This is a genomic window from Acinetobacter sp. ANC 3903, assembly GCF_002135315.1.
Classification (GTDB): domain Bacteria; phylum Pseudomonadota; class Gammaproteobacteria; order Pseudomonadales; family Moraxellaceae; genus Acinetobacter.
Genome location: NZ_NEGA01000002.1, coordinates 193,987 through 212,798 on the forward strand (window position 1 = coordinate 193,987; position 18,812 = coordinate 212,798).

Annotated in this window: 16 protein-coding genes and 1 pseudogene; 13 read left to right on the plus strand and 4 right to left on the minus strand. The window is 45.1% G+C overall.

The window, feature by feature from the left end; translation table 11 throughout:
- Nucleotides 1–77 precede the first annotated feature (77 nt).
- The 4 genes from B9T29_RS02275 to B9T29_RS02290 form a co-directional block, all read right to left on the minus strand.
- Nucleotides 78–872, minus strand: coding sequence for a hydroxypyruvate isomerase family protein (locus B9T29_RS02275; RefSeq protein WP_086174370.1), 795 nt, complete (start codon nt 870–872; stop codon nt 78–80).
- 33 nt (nt 873–905) lie between these two features.
- Nucleotides 906–1,772 (minus strand): NAD(P)-dependent oxidoreductase, encoded by an 867-nt coding sequence (locus tag B9T29_RS02280; RefSeq protein ID WP_086174371.1) that lies wholly within the window; start codon nt 1,770–1,772, stop codon nt 906–908.
- Nucleotides 1,773–1,808: 36 nt separating this feature from the next.
- A complete protein-coding gene (locus B9T29_RS02285; RefSeq protein ID WP_086174372.1) occupies nt 1,809–2,597 on the minus strand; it encodes a crotonase/enoyl-CoA hydratase family protein in 789 nt (262 codons plus the stop codon).
- Between the two features lie 128 nt (nt 2,598–2,725).
- Nucleotides 2,726–5,536: an ATP-binding protein gene (locus B9T29_RS02290; protein WP_086174373.1), complete on the minus strand. Its 2,811-nt coding sequence runs from the start codon at nt 5,534–5,536 to the stop codon at nt 2,726–2,728.
- 153 nt (nt 5,537–5,689) lie between these two features.
- Here B9T29_RS02290 and cysM point away from each other — a divergent pair, with 153 nt between their 5' ends.
- The 13 genes and pseudogenes from cysM (at nt 5,690) to B9T29_RS02355 (ending at nt 18,812) form a co-directional block, all read left to right on the plus strand.
- A complete protein-coding gene (cysM, locus tag B9T29_RS02295; RefSeq protein WP_086174374.1) occupies nt 5,690–6,610 on the plus strand; it encodes a cysteine synthase CysM in 921 nt (306 codons plus the stop codon).
- A 19-nt stretch (nt 6,611–6,629) separates the two neighbouring features.
- A complete protein-coding gene (locus B9T29_RS02300; protein ID WP_086174375.1) occupies nt 6,630–7,451 on the plus strand; it encodes a 3'-5' exonuclease in 822 nt (273 codons plus the stop codon).
- A gap of 6 nt (nt 7,452–7,457) precedes the next feature.
- Entirely contained in the window at nt 7,458–8,849 is a 1,392-nt protein-coding gene (gene rlmD / locus B9T29_RS02305; protein ID WP_086174376.1) for a 23S rRNA (uracil(1939)-C(5))-methyltransferase RlmD, read from the plus strand.
- 29 nt (nt 8,850–8,878) lie between these two features.
- Entirely contained in the window at nt 8,879–11,185 is a 2,307-nt protein-coding gene (locus B9T29_RS02310; protein WP_086174377.1) for a RelA/SpoT family protein, read from the plus strand.
- A 232-nt stretch (nt 11,186–11,417) separates the two neighbouring features.
- On the plus strand, nt 11,418–12,056 hold the full coding sequence (locus tag B9T29_RS02315; protein WP_086174378.1) for a beta-ketoacyl synthase chain length factor: 639 nt from the start codon (nt 11,418–11,420) through the stop codon (nt 12,054–12,056).
- Nucleotides 12,050–12,863 (plus strand): annotated as a pseudogene (locus tag B9T29_RS02320) (lysophospholipid acyltransferase family protein). The gene B9T29_RS02315 and the pseudogene B9T29_RS02320 overlap by 7 nt, the downstream one beginning before the upstream one ends.
- Nucleotides 12,847–13,107, plus strand: a complete 261-nt coding sequence (locus B9T29_RS02325) for a phosphopantetheine-binding protein (protein WP_086174379.1) — start codon at nt 12,847–12,849, stop codon at nt 13,105–13,107. The pseudogene B9T29_RS02320 and the gene B9T29_RS02325 overlap by 17 nt, the downstream one beginning before the upstream one ends.
- Nucleotides 13,108–13,116: 9 nt before the next feature.
- Complete coding sequence (locus B9T29_RS02330; RefSeq protein WP_086174380.1) at nt 13,117–13,365, plus strand: acyl carrier protein; 249 nt, start codon at nt 13,117–13,119, stop codon at nt 13,363–13,365.
- Nucleotides 13,362–13,916, plus strand: a complete 555-nt coding sequence (locus B9T29_RS02335; protein WP_086174381.1) for a septation protein IspZ — start codon at nt 13,362–13,364, stop codon at nt 13,914–13,916. Before B9T29_RS02330 ends, B9T29_RS02335 begins: the two co-directional genes overlap by 4 nt.
- A gap of 12 nt (nt 13,917–13,928) precedes the next feature.
- A complete protein-coding gene (locus tag B9T29_RS02340; protein WP_086174382.1) occupies nt 13,929–15,599 on the plus strand; it encodes an AMP-binding protein in 1,671 nt (556 codons plus the stop codon).
- A 12-nt stretch (nt 15,600–15,611) separates the two neighbouring features.
- Nucleotides 15,612–16,346 (plus strand): glycosyltransferase family 2 protein, encoded by a 735-nt coding sequence (locus tag B9T29_RS02345; protein WP_086174383.1) that lies wholly within the window; start codon nt 15,612–15,614, stop codon nt 16,344–16,346.
- 55 nt (nt 16,347–16,401) lie between these two features.
- Entirely contained in the window at nt 16,402–17,280 is an 879-nt protein-coding gene (locus tag B9T29_RS02350) for an acyltransferase (protein ID WP_086174406.1), read from the plus strand.
- Nucleotides 17,280–18,812, plus strand: coding sequence for an HAL/PAL/TAL family ammonia-lyase (locus B9T29_RS02355; protein WP_086174384.1), 1,533 nt, complete (start codon nt 17,280–17,282; stop codon nt 18,810–18,812). The genes B9T29_RS02350 and B9T29_RS02355 overlap by 1 nt, the downstream gene beginning before the upstream one ends.

The window sequence follows — 18,812 nt, forward strand, 5'->3', positions numbered from 1 at the left end:
AAAGGGTTTAATTTCCGGACAATATCTCATCGTGTAATATAGCGGTTTTGGTGCCGAATTTCAAATCAGTTCATAATTTAACTTTGCGGATGTTTTGCAAAATATTTATCTTTCCATGCAAAAGAATGGTTTGAATGCGCCTGTGGACGGTATTCTGCCGCAGTAAAACCGCCATAAGTGCTTTGATTTAACCACTGAAAAATTTCTGCATATTGAATTTGTGCAGTATCGGGCTGATGTCGTCCCGGACAGTCTGCAAATTGGATATGTCCAATATCCTGAATATTTTCCTTTAAGCCTTGCAGTACATCTTCACCCATCATCGCCATGTGATAGCAATCATATTGCATTTTCAGCGCAGGGTGTTGAACAGCTTCCAGCATCTCCTGGGCCTGGGCAATATTCTGCACCAAAAAGCGTGGCATATCAGTGCTGTTAATCATTTCAAACACTGGTTGGATGTTATGTGCAGCAAGCATGGAACAGGCCAGTTTTAAATTTTTTGCCAGGGTATTTAAGCAAGGCAACAAGTCTGCATCTAGCGGTTGCTTGCCGGCCAGAATATTCACACTGGGTACATTCAGTGCTGTGGCGTATTGAATTGCCTGTTCCAGGGCATGATGAAACTCGATTTCTTGACCCGGTATGCCAGCCAGACCATTGCCACCTTGCATCAGGTCACCTGCAGGCACATTAATCAGGCACAGGCTAAGATCATGCAGGGTCAGTTGGGTCTGAATCTGTTCAATGCTGAGTTCATAGGGAAACTGAATTTCTACATGCTGAAATCCGTGTGCTTGCGCTAGAGCAAAGCGCTCAAGCAAAGGCACTTCAGTAAAAATCATCGATAAATTTACCGCCAGCTTAATCATGCTTTACTCCTTGCTCGCTAAAAAATGTTTTGCTCAAGATTCAACCAGTTGAATCACCGTCGCCAGATCAGCTTCAGCATAGCCTTTATTTTGATGCGTTTTCAATTGTGAAAGTGCCTGTTTTGCTACAGGAATATTTAAATTGAACTGTTCAGCCAGCTGTACGGCATTATTTAAGTCTTTGGACAGGGTTTGAACTTTCCATTGCACCGGTTCAAAAGTATGCGTGGCCATACGTGGGGTTAAAATCTGGAACGGTTTTGAGTCGGCAAAGCCACCGGCAAGTGCAGGGGCAAGCAAAGTGGTATCCACACCAGCTTGTCCAGCTAAAGCCACCGCTTCAGCAATAAGAGTACTGTTGGCTGCCACAATCAGCTGATTACAAATTTTGGTCGCTTGTCCGGTGCCCGTTTCACCCATACGGGTCACACGTTGCGAAAGTACATTGTAAATTAGTGATAAATCCTGGATGGTTTGCCTGTCCCCACCGGCAAAGATCACCAGTGTGCCTTGTTCGGCACCTGCCGTGCCACCGGAAACAGGGGAGTCAATCCACTGGACTTGACGAGTTTGAGCCTGCTCTGCCAAAACTTTGGTTTTATCCACAGACAGGCTGGAGAAGTCCACAATTACTTGACCAGCCTGTAAATTGCTCTGAATCTGGTCATAAACCGCTTGTACGGCAGCATCATCGGCCAGACAGGTCAGAATCACCGGATATTGTCCAATATTTTGCAAGTCTAGGGCAGTGGCGCCCATATCAATCAGCACGTCACAGGCGGATGCCGTTCTGTTCCATACAGCCACTTCAAAACCGGCTTGAATCAGCCGGGTCGCCATTCGGCTTCCCATGAGACCCATGCCTAAGAATGCAATTTTTGTATTACGATCAAAACTCATGTGTTTTTCTCTGAACGATCCTGTTATGTCTCTATTTTACTTATATTGACGTGGTAAAAACTGAACTTCAGGGTTCTTGTCTTTTTTACGAGCCAATTTACTGTTTTTACCTAACAGTAATTTCAGCTGCCAGATTTTCTCCAGACGTAACGATTTTTTCGGTTCATGTTCCATGGCATCCAGTACGCGTTTGGCTGCAGCAAGTGCATCTGGAGACCGTTGCAACATTTCTTCTGCAAGGGCTTGAGCTTTAGTTACAGGAGAGGCATCGAGATGGGTGACCAAACCAATTTCTTTGGCATAGTTGGCATCAAAAATACGTCCAGTCAAGGTCAACTCTTTGGCCAGATCAACACTGATAATGCCTTTAATTGAACGGGTCAGTCCCATGTCCGGAACCAGTCCCCAGCGGCTTTCCATAATTGACATTTTGGTATCCGGATGGGCAATACGAATATCCGCAGCTAGTGCCAATTGCATCCCGGCACCCAGACAATAACCTTCAATCGCTGCAATCACAGGAACAGGCAGTTCTTGCCAAATCAGAAAGGCTTTTTGGAATAAGCTTTGTCCTGGTTTAATCAGCTCCCAGGCGGCGTAGGCGGTATTTTTCGGTGCATTTAAATCGGCCAGATCAATTCCGGCACTAAACACATGTGCTTCGCCAGTTAAAATGACACAACGAATCGAGCGGTCTTTTTTGATCTGCTTGGCGGCATTCACCAGTTCACGTAATAAAGCAAAGCTCATGGCATTGCGTTTTTCCGGACGGTTTAAAGAAACGGTTGCGATACCATTGTTTTTTTCTATGCGAAGTAACGCCATGAGATAGACCTGTATTTTTATATGCTTTTGAGCATAACATGGACATTTCTATGATACATGCCAAGATACATGACAGCAGAGTCACATCTAAGGATGGACGTTGCCGGCAAAATTAGCATCAGTCCCGATCAGATATTCTGTTTGTTTAAAATTTGCTGTGAAGCCTGTTCAACCTGCTGAATGGCTGACTGCAATTCAGCAAAGCGTGTCAGGGTTTCCTGAATAAAGGCTTCATCTGCTTTGCGTCGTTCTTTACGTAAGGAAGAAACAAACTGCTCAAATCCACCGGTTACTTCTTGCAAGTGCGGCACACCTACATAACGGGTTGCACCATATAAACGGTGCAGCACATGTTCCAGTTGCGGAAAATCTTCCATCTCGATTAACTGCTGCATTTCATCCAGTTCGGTCGGAAAACTGTCCGTCAGCATTTTCAGTAAATCGATGGCTAAATCTTCTTTATTGGCTGCCAGTTGCAGGCTTTGTTGCCAATCCAGAATAGTTGGATCCAGCGCTTCAATCAGAATGGATTGCTCTACACTTTTAGCCTTTTTAAAGCTTTCCGAAGTCCAGTGGGTCAGAATCTGAGTAATCTGTTCCATCTGAATCGGTTTGGTGACGTAATCATCCATGCCCACCTGCAACAGTTTCTGCTTTTCATCCGCCAGTGCATGGGCAGTCAGGGCAATAATTGGCAAGCGTTTATGGTCTTCCAAGGTCGATTCTAGCGAGCGAATGGCACGGGTGGTATCAATACCGGACATGACCGGCATTTGAATATCCATAAACACCACATCAAATGCAGGCAACCCTTGTGCTATACGCTGCTGGATAATATCAATGGCTTCCTGACCACTCAGAGCTTTGGTGGTAGTGACATTGAGTTCTGCGAGCAGCGCTTCCAGAACAATCAGATTCGGTAAATGGTCATCCACGGCCAGTACATGCAGACCTTGTCCATTAAACTCTTCATGTACATCTTGCTCGAAAATAGGCTGATTGCTGAGCAGCTGGATCAAGGCACTGCGGCTTAGCGGTTGATACAGTGGGCGTGCACGGTACTCGTTCAGCATGTTTGGATCAAGCGCCATCTGATAGCCATACACCGCAATATTGCCATGATAGCGGTTGCGTATTTCTTTCAGCAAAGCTTCACTATCGCCACTATGATCGACAATCAGCCAGGTATTTTCATCGCTTTTCGAGAATTTATTCAGCTGACTGAACAAGTCCAGAATCGAGGTGGTTTCGACATGATGAACATCATAATTTTCAAGATAATGCCGTAAAATATTGGCTGTTGCAGGGTGGGCCAAATAGGAAACCACCTGCATTTGATTAAAGTGCGGATGCACAATTTCAATATCTTCCTCCACGACAAACATGGCGGTGAACCAGAAAGTGGAACCTTTTTCAGTGGGTGCACGTTCCTGATTATCTTCAAAGCCAATTTGCCCTTGCATTAAATGCACCAGCTGTTTGGAAATAGCCAGGCCGAGTCCTGTACCGCCAAATTGACGGGTCACTGAAGCATCGCCTTGCGAGAAGGATTCAAACAGTTTTTTACGGTCTGTACCGCTCAGGCCGATACCACTGTCCTGCACGCTAAAGTGCAATAAACATTGCCCGATATCATCATGTTCCATACGGGCACGGACAATAATTTCACCATCCGGGGTAAATTTGATGGCATTAGAAATCAGGTTGGTCAGAATCTGCTTGAAGCGCAGGGCATCGCCAATGACTTGGGTGGGTACGTTATCGGCATAATAAAAGGCCATATCGATATGCTTTTGTGCCGCCAATGGCGAGAGCATATCCATCACGTCAAAAATGGCTTCTTCCAGATCAAACGGTGCAGTTTCCAGTTCCAGCTTGCCGGCATCAATTTTGGAGAAATCCAGTACATCGTTAATCAGTGCCAGCAGGTGGGCAGATGATTTACGAATGGTTTGCAGATACAGATTCTGCTCATTGCTGAGGTTGCCTTGACGCAGCAATAAATGAATAAAGCCATCAATACTGTTCAAGGGAGTACGCAATTCGTGGCTGATATTGGCCAGAAACACCGATTTGGACTGGTTGGCTGAAATCGCCTGGTCGCGTGCCTGACGGTAGGTAATGTTTTGCACTTCCAGGGTATCCAGAGTGCGGCGCAAATCATCTTCAGTCTGTTCGGTATGTTCTTTGAGTTCCAGAAAGCTGAAGTGCAGGCGTTTGACTACATTGGCAATATCGCGCTGCAATAAGCGCAATTCACCGGTACTGTTAATCACCATGTGTTGATCAAGGGTGTCGGCATTCAGACGCTGTAACTGCATCCGGATTTCGTACATCGGCGCAATCCAGCGCCGTGAATAGAAATTCAGGCACAGTAACAGCAGCAATAAAGTCAATAAACCTGTGGCGATCAGTACAATCATGACCCGGTAGTGGGCAATTTCCAGCGGCTGGTTATCCAGCTCAATCACCAGTCTGGCCGGGTTATCGGTATGTTCATTAATTTTTAAGGCATAGATATGATTGTGATTATGCAGGATAGGGCCGACAAAATCGGCTTTAGCGTCAATCTTGGGCCAAGCTTCCTGATCTTGAAAACCAATACTTAAACGGTTTCTGCCTTGGGGATCGATAATTGCGGCACGAATGAGATGTTTTTCATCCAGCATCACCTGCAGGGTATTACGGGCCTGATCATATTGCCAGGGATAGCTGTTGAGCAGATCGAATGCAGCTTCGGCGGTAAGCTGATAGCGAGCCACAATGGCAATCGCCATTTGACGTTGCTGCGCACGTGATGCATTGGATGTTTCGGATAAAACCAGCAATGCCCCCACACATGCCAAAACCATAATGGGGACAAAAATCATGGCGATGAGTTGTCCATAAGCATGATTTAAGTGTAGACGCTTAAATAACTTTTTATTGATATTTGACATGGTTAAAGCAGTTGATTCCCTATGCTTTGCATATTAGCACGCTTTATTTAAAACTGGCTGCGCTTTAATCACTTTCAATAAAAAGCCTGCTAAATGGGTGCAGGAGGAAGCATTTTTTCATACAATAGGCGCACCTCGATATAGGTGCAAATAATGAGTAATACTACCCCTGATTTCCAAGCTGACGAATTTTTACTGGACCACTATGTAGGAAAAACTCCTCTGGTGCGTTTACAACGTTTGGCAAGTCATACTCAAGCAACAGTATTGGCTAAACTTGAAGGAAATAATCCTGCAGGTTCGGTAAAAGACCGCCCAGCGTACAATATGATTATGCAAGCTGAAAAACGTGGTCAAATCAAGCCAGGCGATACATTGATTGAAGCGACCAGTGGAAATACGGGAATTGCCTTGGCGATGGTGGCTGCTATGCGTGGCTATAAAATGAAACTCATTATGCCTGCCGGTTCCAGTCAGGAACGCAAAGATGCCATGCGTGCTTATGGCGCCGAGCTGATTGAATCTGAAAATATGGAACAGGCGCGTGATATGGCGCTACAAATGCAAAAAGAAGGGAAAGGACTGGTCTTGAACCAGTTTGGTAACCCGGACAATGTTGAAGCCCATTATCTCACCACCGGTCCAGAAATCTGGCAACAAACCGGTGGTAAAATTACCCATTTCGTCAGTTCCATGGGAACCACAGGCACGATTATGGGGATTTCCAAATATCTGAAAGAGCAAAATCCTGATATTCAGATTGTCGGTTTACAACCTTCTGAAGGTTCAAATATTGCCGGTATCCGTCGTTGGCCACAAGAATATCTTCCAACCATTTTTGATCCAAAACGCGTTGACCGCATTATGGATATTCCGCAAATTGAAGCGGAAAAAACTGCACGTCAATTGGCGCGCAAAGAAGGCATCAGTGCCGGAACTTCTTCGGGCGGTGCTGTTTGGGCCTCCATTAAACTGGCGGAAGAAAATCCGGGTGCCGTGATTGTCTGTATCATTTGTGACCGTGGCGACCGCTATCTGTCTACCGGTTTATTCTCTGTAGTCGATCCTGAATAATTCAAAATTGTGAGATGAAATGCGCTTACCTGTCTTAATTTTCGATATCGAAACGCTGACCGATTTAAAGTCAGGGGCGCATTTATATCATCTGGATTTACCCGAAGCAGATCTTGAGCAGGCGTTAATGAAATTGCGCCGTCAGGAATCCGGTATGGATTTCCAGCGTTTGCCGCTGCATGAAATTGTCTGTATTTCGGGTCTCTGGATTGATGAAAATGGCGCAATGAAGCTGTTTTCATTTAGCCGCGAGCAATACGGCGAAGCGGAAATCTTAAAAAAATTCCTGTCCATTTTTGACAAGCGTCATCCGACATTGGTCAGCTGGAATGGCTCGCAATTTGATTTGCCGGTGATCCTGTTTCGTGCCATGTATCATGGTCTTTCGGCACCAAGTTTGTTTGATCAGGGCGAAATTGATCAGCAAAAGCGCTATAATAATTACCAGAATCGCTACCATCAGCGTCATGTCGATTTAATGGATGTCATGGCCATGTTTAATGGTCGTCATTTCCAGAAGTTGGATGATGTTGCACACTTACTCGGTTTCCCGGGCAAACGCGGTGATGGTGCTTACCATGTTCCGGAATATGTCCGTGCAAAAGAGTGGTCAAAACTGACCAGCTACTGTGAAGGCGATGTGCTGAATACCTGGCTGATCTATTTACGCTGGTTATTGCTGAAAGGCCAGTTACTGACTGAAGACCATCGTTACTGGATTCAAACCACCATCCAGTATTTACAGCAACAACCGCAGCATGCGGATTTTCTCCAGGTATGGCGTGAAACCTCACAACATACCGAATTTACCACTGCAGATTTTTTTTCTCCCACACTCTAGGTATTCATGAAACATAGAACCAAGCCACGTCCAGCTCAACATCCGATTTATACGTTTCAGGTTGAGTCTCTTTCACATGAAGGACGGGGGATAGCACACTATGGATCACATCCCGATCATCCGAGTGACAAGCACGGTAAAAAAGTTTTTATTGCTTATGCCTTGCCTGGTGAGACGGTGAGAGCCCAAATTACCAATGTGGTGAAACGTTTAGAAGAAGCAGATTGTGTTGAAATTCTGAGTGAGCCTTCGCATTTGCGTGTTCAACCGCCATGTCCGCATTTCGGTGTCTGTGGGGGCTGTAATATGCAGCATATTCAGCAAGATGAGCAAATTCGACTCAAACAGGATGTCTTGAAATCTCATCTGGAACATTTTGCCGGCATTCAACCTGAACAATGGTTGGCACCATTACGTTCCAAGCGAGAGGATTACCGCCGTAAAGCGCGTATTGGTGTGCGCTATATTCCGGCTAAAGATCAGCTGGTAGTGGGTTTTCGTGAGCGTCAAAGCAATAAACTGACTCCGATTGACCGTTGTATGGTACTAGACCGTGAATTTGGTTCCATCACCGAGTTAAAACAATTACTCCAAAGTCTAAAGGGCAAAGCAGCGATTGGTCATGTAGAATTGGCCATGGGGGATGAGGACATTGCGCTGCTGGTTCGTCATACTGAAAAATTGTCATCCGATGATGTCAACCAATTAAAACAGTTTACGTTAAACAGACAGTGGCAGTTGTATTTGCAGCCTGCAGGTAGCGACAGTTTGCATCGAGTGGATGATCCGACCGCGGCGATGCGTTTGCATTATGCTTTGGATGAGTTTGATGTGAAATTTGGCTTTAATCCGCTGGATTTTACTCAGGTAAATTCGACCATTAACCCGCAGATGGTGAAGCTGGCATGTGATTTGCTTCAGTTGCAGCAAGGTGAACGCGTTCTCGACCTGTTTTGTGGTTTAGGAAATTTTTCTTTACCCCTGGCTCGTTGTGTCGGTGAAACCGGACAAGTGGTCGCTGTTGAAGGAAGTGAAGAAATGGTACAACGTGGGGCAGAAAATGCTAAACAAAACGGCATGACTCACGTTCAGTTCTATTCACAAGATTTAACAAAAGATTTTTCGCAGCATTCTTGGGCAAATCAAGGATTTGATGCATTATTGATTGACCCACCACGTTCCGGTGCGGAAGAAATAATGTATTATGTGCCCAAGTTTGGTGCAAAAAGAATCGTTTATGTATCATGTAATCCTGCAACATTGGCGCGAGATGCGGGTGTACTGGTGAAACATGGTTATCGATTAAAAAAGGCTGGGGTAATGGACATGTTTACCCATACGGGACATGTGGAATCTATTGCCTTATTCGAAAAATATAAAGAAATAAACGATTTATAATATGAAGTGTAAAAAAGTAGGAGTAGGGTATGGTCACAGTACGTGAGCAACTTCCTGGACGTCTCAATGAGTTGTCGGAGGAAGCGACTGTAGAACATGCCGAACAAGCTCGACATGATTTGGCCGAATGGTTAAATCGGGTTCGTGGCATATTAGATGATACGGCGCTAAAACAACTCGAAGAAGTTGCACATCTGACTTTATATAAAGAGCTACAAACGACTGTCGATCATCGCTCAAATACCTTTTATACCGGCATTGAAATGGCGGATATTTTGGCGCATCTGCATGTCGATGAAGCGACCTTGTCTGCCGCAATGCTGTATCGTAGCGTTCGTGAAGGCGTGATGACGTTGGAAGAGGTACAGCAACATTTTGGTGAGCAAGTCTATAGTCTGGTGCAAGGCACACTGGCGATGGGTAAGCTTTCCGAGCTGATTGAAAAGAACAAGCGCCTAGAAGATCATTTTAACAACAACCAGCGTGAACATTTAAGCGGCATTTACAAAATGCTGATTTCAGTGACTGAAGATGTTCGCGTAGTACTGATCAAGCTGGCAGAACGTACCTATGCCTTGCGGGAGCTGACCAAAGCCTCTAGAGAGCGTCAGGAACGTGTGGCGCGTGAAATTCTGACCATTTACTCGCCTTTGGCGCACCGTCTGGGGATTGCCCAACTGAAATGGGAGCTTGAAGATTTAGCTTTCCGTTATCTGGCACCAGAACGCTATAAAGAAATTGCCTCTTTACTGAATGAAAAACGGCTTGAGCGTGAACAATATATCCAGTTTGTGATTGATAAACTGAAGAATGAGCTGGCTCAGTACAATATTGAAGCTGAGATTAGCGGGCGGGTGAAACACATTTATTCGATTTATCGAAAAATGAAAAGCAAGAACCTGAGCTTTGACCAGCTTTATGATATTCGTGCGGTTCGGGTATTGGTCAAAACCGTCCCTGAGTGCTATCACTCTTTAGGGATTGTGCATCAAATCTGGCGTCATATTCCGCATCAGTTTGATGATTACATTACCAACCCGAAAGCCAATGGCTACCGTTCATTGCATACTGCCGTGATTGCCGAAAACAAGTCCCTTGAAGTGCAAATCCGGACTAAGGATATGCATGAAGAGGCTGAGCTTGGAGTATGTTCGCACTTTAACTATAAAGAAGGCGCGAAAAATACCGATCATTCCTTCAATCATCGTTTGCATTCTTTACGTGCCGTACTTGAACATTATCAGGAACGTAACGATGCGAGTGCGCATAAATCAGATGATGAAACTGAAAATTTTGAACAGATTCAAGATTTCGAAGGCTTTGAAAAAATTTACGTGTTTAGCCGTGATGGGGATATTAAAGAATTACCGCGTGGCTCGACCGTTTTAGACTTTGCTTATCACGTCCATACTGAAGTGGGCAACAAGTGCTATGCGGCACGTGTGAATCAGCGCTATGTGCCGTTGACCTATACTCTAAAAACCGGTGAACAGGTCGAAATTTTAACCAAGAAAGATCGCGAGCCGAATCGCGACTGGCTGGTAAATTCGCTCGGCTACATTAAGACCGCACGTGCTCGTGACAAACTGCGTCATTGGTTCAGACAGCAAGACCGCAGTAAGAACCTGGAAGTGGGCCGTGAAATTCTCAATAAAGAACTTTCACGTCTGGCGATTCATCCTAAAAGTATTGATTTAAGTGACTATTGCAATCACTTCAATGTCAAATTGGGTGAAGATATTCTGATTGGACTGGTGAATGGTGATATTAGCCTGCATGCCATGATCAATCAGATCAATCGTCATATGCACATTGGTCAGGATGAACCTGAACTGGTGCTTAAACCGACCTTGAATCCACGTGCCAGTCATACCTTGTCTGCACATGGTATTTTAATTGACGGTTTGGACAATGTGGAACTGCATATTGCACAGTGCTGTCAGCCGGTGCATGGTGAATCGATTGGCGGTTATATCACCCTGAACCGTGGTGTCAGTATTCATAAGGTGGCATGTCCGGATTATGTCCGCATGATTTCTCAGGAACCTGAACGTGCAGTGGAAGCTGACTGGGAAATGCAGCCGACCCGTGGTCAAAGTGTACAGATTGTGGTGGAAGCATATGACCGCCGCGGTCTGCTCAAAGATCTGACTCAAGTTATTTTCTCGGATCAGATCAATATCCGTCAGGTGAATACCATTTCTGAAGCGGACGGTATTGCCAACATGAAACTGTTGATTGAGGTCAAAGGTCTGGCACAGCTTTCACGTCTGCTGGCACGTCTGGAGCAGCAACCAGGGATCATTAGTGCTCGCCGATTGGTACAGGGCAATTAATTGAATCCTTAAATTCAGAATTGAAAAAACCAGCACCGTGTTGCTGGTTTTTTTTATGTATAAGCAGTTTTCAACTCAATTATCAATAAAATACGCAATTAAATCAAAACTATAAGTTTAGATAATTAATATTCTACAAGATACTTTTTGTGTAATTTTTATTACAAATGCTATAATCCCGCCAATAAAATGGCCTTGAGCCAAACGATTAAAGGGTGTGGAAATTACGGCAATGCTTCAAATTAATGTGTCACAACTGTGCATGAGTCGTGCCGATGAAACAGCTCCCGCCCTCGAAAAAATTCCGGCCATGCAGCGCAGACGACTGTCGGGGATTGCCAAATTGGCATTAAGCAGTGCCATTCAATCGCTGAATTTCGAAGCGGTAGATTATATAGTCTGGGCATCGCAGTATGGTGATGAACATAAGACGCTAAAAATTCTGGCCGATGTACTGCAAGATCAAACGCCGTCACCGACCCAGTTTTCAACTTCCGTGCATAATGCCATTGCCGGGCTGTATTCAATTTTATGTCAGGATGCGACACCATCAACCAGTTTGGCTGCATCGTGGAGTGAAGCATTGATTGAAGCCTATGCCTGGTTAAAGACCAATGGTCAGCCCAATGCACGTGTATTGGTGGTGTATTACGATGAAGCTTTACCGGAAATTTATCAGGAAGCTCAGCCTTTCAATGCTTTTGCCATGTCGGCAATCATTGCTCTTGAAGCAGCAAACCTGCAACTGGACATGCATGCATTAAGCAATCATCGTCATAAATATATCGATGCTCAGAATTTCTATGATTTTTGGCAGCAATCTGAACAGGATTTAAAACATCCTCAAACTCAGGCATGGCAAAAATGTTAAAACGCGATCAGATTAAACAAAAAGCCAACTATCTGTGGCGTGTTGGCGCAACCGGTTTTAGTTTTGCCAGTTTTGGCATTGGTGGTGTGGCCATTGGTGCGCTGGTGGCGCCTTTGGTGAATTTATCTACCCAGAACCCAGGTTTAAGACAGCAGCGTACCCAAAAAGTCATTCAGCACAGTTTCAAGGGCTTTACCGAAATGATGGTAAAACTTGGAATTATGACCTATGACATTGAAGGTCTGGAAAAATTACAGCACAGTAAGCAGGAGCTGGTGATTGCCAATCATCCAACTCTGATAGATGTAGTGGTACTGATTGGTTTGATGGAGCAGGCCAACTGTGTCGTGAAACAGGCACTGTGGTCGAATCCGTTTACCAAAGGTCCGGTGCAAAATGCCGGCTATATTTTAAATGCCGGTTCTGAACAGTTTATTCATGACTGTGTGGAAAAATTACAGCAGGATCAATCAGCTTCGTTGCTGATTTTTCCGGAAGGTACACGTACGGCAAAAGGGGAATTGCTGAATGAGTTTCAGCGCGGGGCTGCGAATATTGCGATTCGTGCCAACGTGCCGATTCGTCCGGTACTGATTACTTGTACACCTTCAACCTTAACCAAGAATGAAAAGTGGTATCACGTTCCTTCACGTCCATTTCATATTCACGTGAAAGTACTGGATGCCATTCAAGTCGATGATCTTTTGGAGAATACCAGTGTAAATCCAAAAAATGTGCGTCAGCTCAATCATCAATTACACCAATTTTTTAACCAAGAGTTATCTAAAAAATGAGCAATCTTGCTGATGAATTAAAGCAAATGATTATTGATGTTCTGGCCCTTGAGGACATCAGCATAGAAGATATTGAAACCGATGCCCCTTTATTTGGTGATGGCTTGGGTTTAGATTCTATTGATGCATTGGAACTCGGTTTGGCTTTGAAAAAGCGTTACAACATTCATTTGAATGCTGAATCGGCAGAAACCAAACAGCATTTTAAATCAATTCAAAGCCTGGTGGCTTTGGTTGAAGCACAGCAACAGGCATAAGAGGTTGGGATGTTAACTCAGGAACAAGTACTGGAAAAACTTAGAGAATGGATGGAAGATCTGTTTGAAATTACCCCTGAAGATGTTCAGCTGGATGCAAATTTAGCCACAGATCTGGATGTCGACAGTATTGATGCGATTGATCTGGTGGTTAAAATCAAGGAATTGACCGGTAAACAGGTCAATCCTGAAGATTTTAAAAGTGTACGCACAGTGCAGGATGTGGTGACTGTGATTCAGAACATGTCTGCTGCATGAAACTGATCTTTAAAGGGATAGTGGCAATCGGGTTGATGCTCTATCCCTTTTTAGTGGGCTATAGTTTGGCACATGGACAATATGTCTGGGTCAGTAGCCTGCTGATTGTCTTGGGTCTAGTGCGCCTGTTCAGTAAGGGCAATGCCTTGCTGTGGCCCTTAACCGGATTTGCGATTTTGTGTGGCAGCTTAAGCCTGATTTTAAAAGATCATGCCTGGCTGAAACTGTATCCGGTGTTTATGAGTGTAGGGGCATGTATAATTTTTGCCTCGACTTTAATTCGACCACCGTCAATGATTGAGCGTTTTGCCCGTTTGGCAGAACCGGAGTTACCCGAAACCGGGGTGATCTGGACTCGTAAAGTGACCATCGTCTGGTGTGGTTTTTTTGTGCTAAATGCCCTGATTGCTTTGGCAACCGTGCTGTTTGCCTCTATGCAGACCTGGGTGCTGTATAACGGCTTTATTTCCTATGTGTTGATGGGGCTATTACTACTGGGCGAATTTATCTTGCGTAAACGACAGCAGCGCTTAAACCAAATTCAGGAATAAAAACAGAATATTATGTTGTGTCATTTTCAAAATCATCTTCATTCACTGAAACCGCTGTGTATTCAGCCCGATTTAAGCCAGGTCTGTTTTCAGGATTTCTGGCAGGATGTGATACAACAAAGGCATGAAATTAAGGCACTTTCACAGGACAGTTGGGCGCTTTGGGAGCCTGACAGTTATCAATTTTTAGTGCTGCTATTTGCGGCACTGCTGGCCAAAAAACAGGTGCTGTTGCCACCCAATCGGGTCAGTGATCTGGAAAAAGAACTGGCCGAGCAGAATATTTATTTTTTACAGCGTCAGCCAGTCTCTGCTTCACAAAATCAAACGATTGAACTGAATCTGGATGATGCTTTTTTAAATCAGGCGCAGATCTATTTTTACACTTCCGGTTCAACCGGTCAGCCTAAAAAAATCCCGCGCAGCTTGCGTCAGTTACTCAATGAAGTGCAGGGACTGGATGCCAGTTTTCAGTTAGCTGAACAGGCGATTGCCATCGCGACAGTGAGCCATCAGCATATTTATGGTTTGCTGTTTAAGTTGCTATGGCCACTGGCAAGCGGGCGCTGTTTTTATCAGGCACAGCTGGCTTTCCCGGAAGATGTCGCGGATATTCAGAAAAAATTAGCTGCTTTTAAGCTAGAGAATTATGTGATTTCCAGTCCGGCATTGTTAAAACGCTGGACTCAGGATGTGCTGTTACAAGATTGCTTAACGGTATATTCATCCGGTGGAAAACTGGAATCCGGTGTACGGCCGTATCTGAACCGGCCGATTACCGAAGTCTTTGGCAGTTCGGAAACCGGCGGGATTGCCCATCGCCAGCAGGATGATGCCTTGTGGACACCGTTTGCCAATGTCGATATACAGGCTACTGAACAGCAGGAACTACAAGTTAAAACCAATCAGGCTTTTAGTGCAGACTGGATTTTGACTGGCGATAAAGTTGAACTGCTTGAAGCAGATAATTTAAAAAGCCCATTCCATTTGTTGGGACGTTTAGACCGCATTGTCAAACTGGAAGAAAAGCGCTTAAGTCTGGATGCAATTGAACAGAAAATTGTCGAGTTGGATGACATGCTGCAATGCCATGTGCTGATTCTGGAACGGGAACATCGTCAGATTTTAGCCTGCGTTGCGGTATTGTCAGAGCAGGCTAGACAGCAGCTGCAAAATAGCAGTAAAGCCCAATATGTCGCGGCCTTAAAGGCCCAGTTGAAAGCCAAACTGGAAAGCATTGCCATTCCAAGACAGTGGCGTTTTTTGACACAATTACCGCAAAATTCCCAATCTAAGCTGAATAAACAATACATGAAATCCTTATTTCAACCTATGTTATTGCCTATTGTATTGGAACAACAGAATGATGCGGATTCAGCGTCATATCGTTTAGAGTTTTCACCTGAACTGGAATGCTTTAAAGGGCATTTTCCGGACTATCCTATTTTCCCGGGTGTAGGTCAGATCGGGTTTATTCAGCATTTTGCCCGCCAGACTTGGGTCGACTTGGAATGGTGTAACGGTTTTGAGCAGTTGAAATTTCAGGATCTGATCAAGCCTTTTATGGTGCTGCAATTAAAATTAACCAGAAAATTGCACAAAGTCAGTTTTGAACTCAGCCATGCAGATCAGACCTTGGCCTCTGGACGATTGTTGTTTAAAACACCGAGCGATCAGATTTAAAGGTAAATGTATATGCAGCAATGTTTTGTGATTCCAGTTTATAACCATCCTCATTATATTGAGGCCCTGGTTGAGCATTTGGATCATTTTCAGAAGCCGATCATTCTGGTCAATGATGGCAGTGATGCTGCATGTACTACGCTTTTACATCGCATTGCTGAACAGCATCCAAGCGTGGAGCTGGTTGAACATAGCCATAACCAAGGTAAAGGACAGGCGGTGATCACCGGTTTGCGTCATGCGCATAAACTAGGTTTTAGCCATGCCTTGCAGCTTGATTCGGATGGTCAACATGACTGGCAGGATGTCGCCAAATTCCTTGATATTTCAGCACAACATCCAGAGGCGATGGTGATTGGTCAGCCAATTTTTGATGAGTCTGTACCGAAAAAACGCCTTTATGGCCGTTATGCCACCCATATCTGGGTGTGGATCAATAGCCTGTCTTTAGATATTAAAGACAGCATGTGCGGTTTCCGGGTTTATCCTTTAGCCGCTACCATTAAGGTGCTGGATTCTGCAAAATTTCAGCCGCGTATGGGCTTTGACAGTGAAATTCTGGTGCGTCTGAAATGGGCCAATCTGCCTTTTATCAATGTGCCGACCAAAGTCATTTACCCTGAAGGCGGTATTTCTCATTACCATGTCTGGCGAGACAATCTGGGCATGAGTAAGGCTCATGCCAAATTGCTGGGCGGGATGCTGATTCGTTTGCCAAAATTGCTGGCACAGAAAGTAAAAGGTTAAGTTTGTGGCCGAGCTAAATTCAAACAAATGGAGTGACATTCAAGAACGTGGTGGCATGACCTCACTGAGTCTGGTACTGGCATTCTATCGTCTGGGTGGCCGATGGCTGTGTCGGGCACTGATGTATTTTGTGATTCTGTGGTACTGGCTATTTTCGACCGTCGCACGTCAGGCTTCGCTGCAATATTTAACTCGATTACACCATTTCGCAGGCAAAAATTCTCCCTTTTCGCACACCCCGAGTCTGGCCCATAGCTATCAGCATTTCATGCAGTTTGGTGAATGCATTCTGGATAAAATTGAGGGCTGGCTGGGAAAAATCCCGGAGCAGCAACTGGTTTTGCATGGACACGAACATTTCCGTGCACATTATCAAAAAGGTGCGGTGATTGTGGTGTCGCATTTCGGCAATATTGAATTGCTGCGTGCTATCAAGTCGGAACATCCGCAGAAAATTAATGTCTTGGTCTATCAAAAACATGCCACCAAATTTAACCAGTTTTTGAAAAAACTCAATGATCATGCCGATGTCAATCTGGTTTCGGTAGATGAACTGGGCATTGAAACGGCCTTGGTATTGCAAGAAAAACTGGATCGCGGTGAATGGGTCATAGTTGCAGCAGACCGTGTGCCAGTGGAATCGGATCGGGTACAGCCAATTTCGTTTTTAGGCGAACAGGCCAACTGGCCACAAGGCGCGTGGATTCTAGCCAGTCTGCTTAAAGTTCCGGTGCTCGCCGTGTTTTGTTATCGCGTGGCCGACAACTTTGAAGTGCATATTCACTCGATTGCCGAGCAATTGAATTTTCCGCGTAAAAGCCGTATTCAAGCCATGCAAACGACGACCCGTCAATATGTGACCTTACTCGAGCAGCACTGCATTCGTGCGCCCTATCAATGGTTTAATTTTTATAATTTCTGGAACAAACAATAATGCAAGTGTTAGTTGTTGGGGAAAATCCACTTTCAATTGAAGATGTCGTCGCTGTAGCGCGTCAGGAAAAATCAGTGGCTTTGCCTGCCAGTGCTGAATGGTCTGAATTGATTCAGCGCGGCGCCGATTTTCTGGATCAGTTGCTGCAAGATGAAGGCGTGATTTATGGCGTGACTACCGGTTATGGTGATTCCTGTCTGGTCGAAATTCCTGCGCATCAGGTCAATGAATTACCTTTGCATTTATCCCGCTTCCATGGTTGTGGGTTAGGTCAAAATCTGGATTTAATCACTGCCCGTGCAGTGGTGGTAACCCGTTTATGTTCGCTGGCACGTGGTTATTCAGGTGTTTCGCATGCGCTGCTGCAACGGCTGGTGTGGATGCTGAATGAAAATGTAATTCCGGTGATTCCCTCAGAAGGTTCGGTCGGTGCCAGTGGCGATTTAACCCCGTTATCGTATATCGCGGGTGCTTTGGTCGGTGAACGTGACGTTTACTATCAGGGACAAATCGTTCCGGTCAGTCAGGTGTATGCAGAAAAAGGCTTACAGCCTCTGGTGATGCGTCCTAAAGAAGGTCTGGCATTGATGAACGGCACCGCGGTAATGACCGCCATTGCCTGCTTGAACTATAAAAAAGCTGAACAGATCAGTTTGGCCAGCACCTGCATTACTGCTCTGAATGTATTGGCTTTAGAAGGCAATCCGAGTCATTTTGATGAAGTGCTGTTTGCGCAAAAGCCGCATCCGGGTCAGCAAAATATTGCCGCGCAATTGCGGAATTGGCTAAACAGTGAAGTGCAAACCGAACATCAGAGTTCACGTTTGCAAGACCGTTATTCACTACGCTGCGCACCGCATATCATTGGTGTGTTTGAAGACTCCAAACCCTGGTTACGCCAGTTTATTGAAAATGAACTGAACTCCAGTAATGACAATCCGCTGATTGATCCGGTGAATTTACGTGTGTTGCATGGCGGTCATTTCTATGGCGGTCATATTGCTCAGGCCATGGATAGCCTGAAAATCATGATTGCCAATATTGCCGATTTAATGGATCGCCAATTTGCGCAACTGGTGGATTACAAGATGAATAATGGTTTGCCACGCAATCTGACAGGTGCAACCGATGAGCGTTTACCGCTGAATCATGGCTTTAAAGCGGTACAGATTGGCGTGTCGGCATGGACGGCAGAGGCCCTAAAACAGACGCTTTCTGCATCCATTTTCTCGCGCTCGACCGAATGTCATAACCAGGACAAGGTCAGCATGGGCACCATTGCCGCGCGTGATGCCAGTCGCGTGATTGTATTAACGGAACAGGTGATTGCAGCATTGTGCTGTGCCAGTGTGCAGGCCATCCATTTAAGAACTTTGGATGGCAAATTGTCGGAAGTGCTCGATACATTTAAGGCCTGGGTGTTACAGACATTTGATTACGTGGTAGAAGACCGTCCATTGCAGCACGAGTTGCAGCAACTGGTGGATCGTCTGGAAAATTTAGAATTATTGAATAGTGCACTTGTTCGCTAA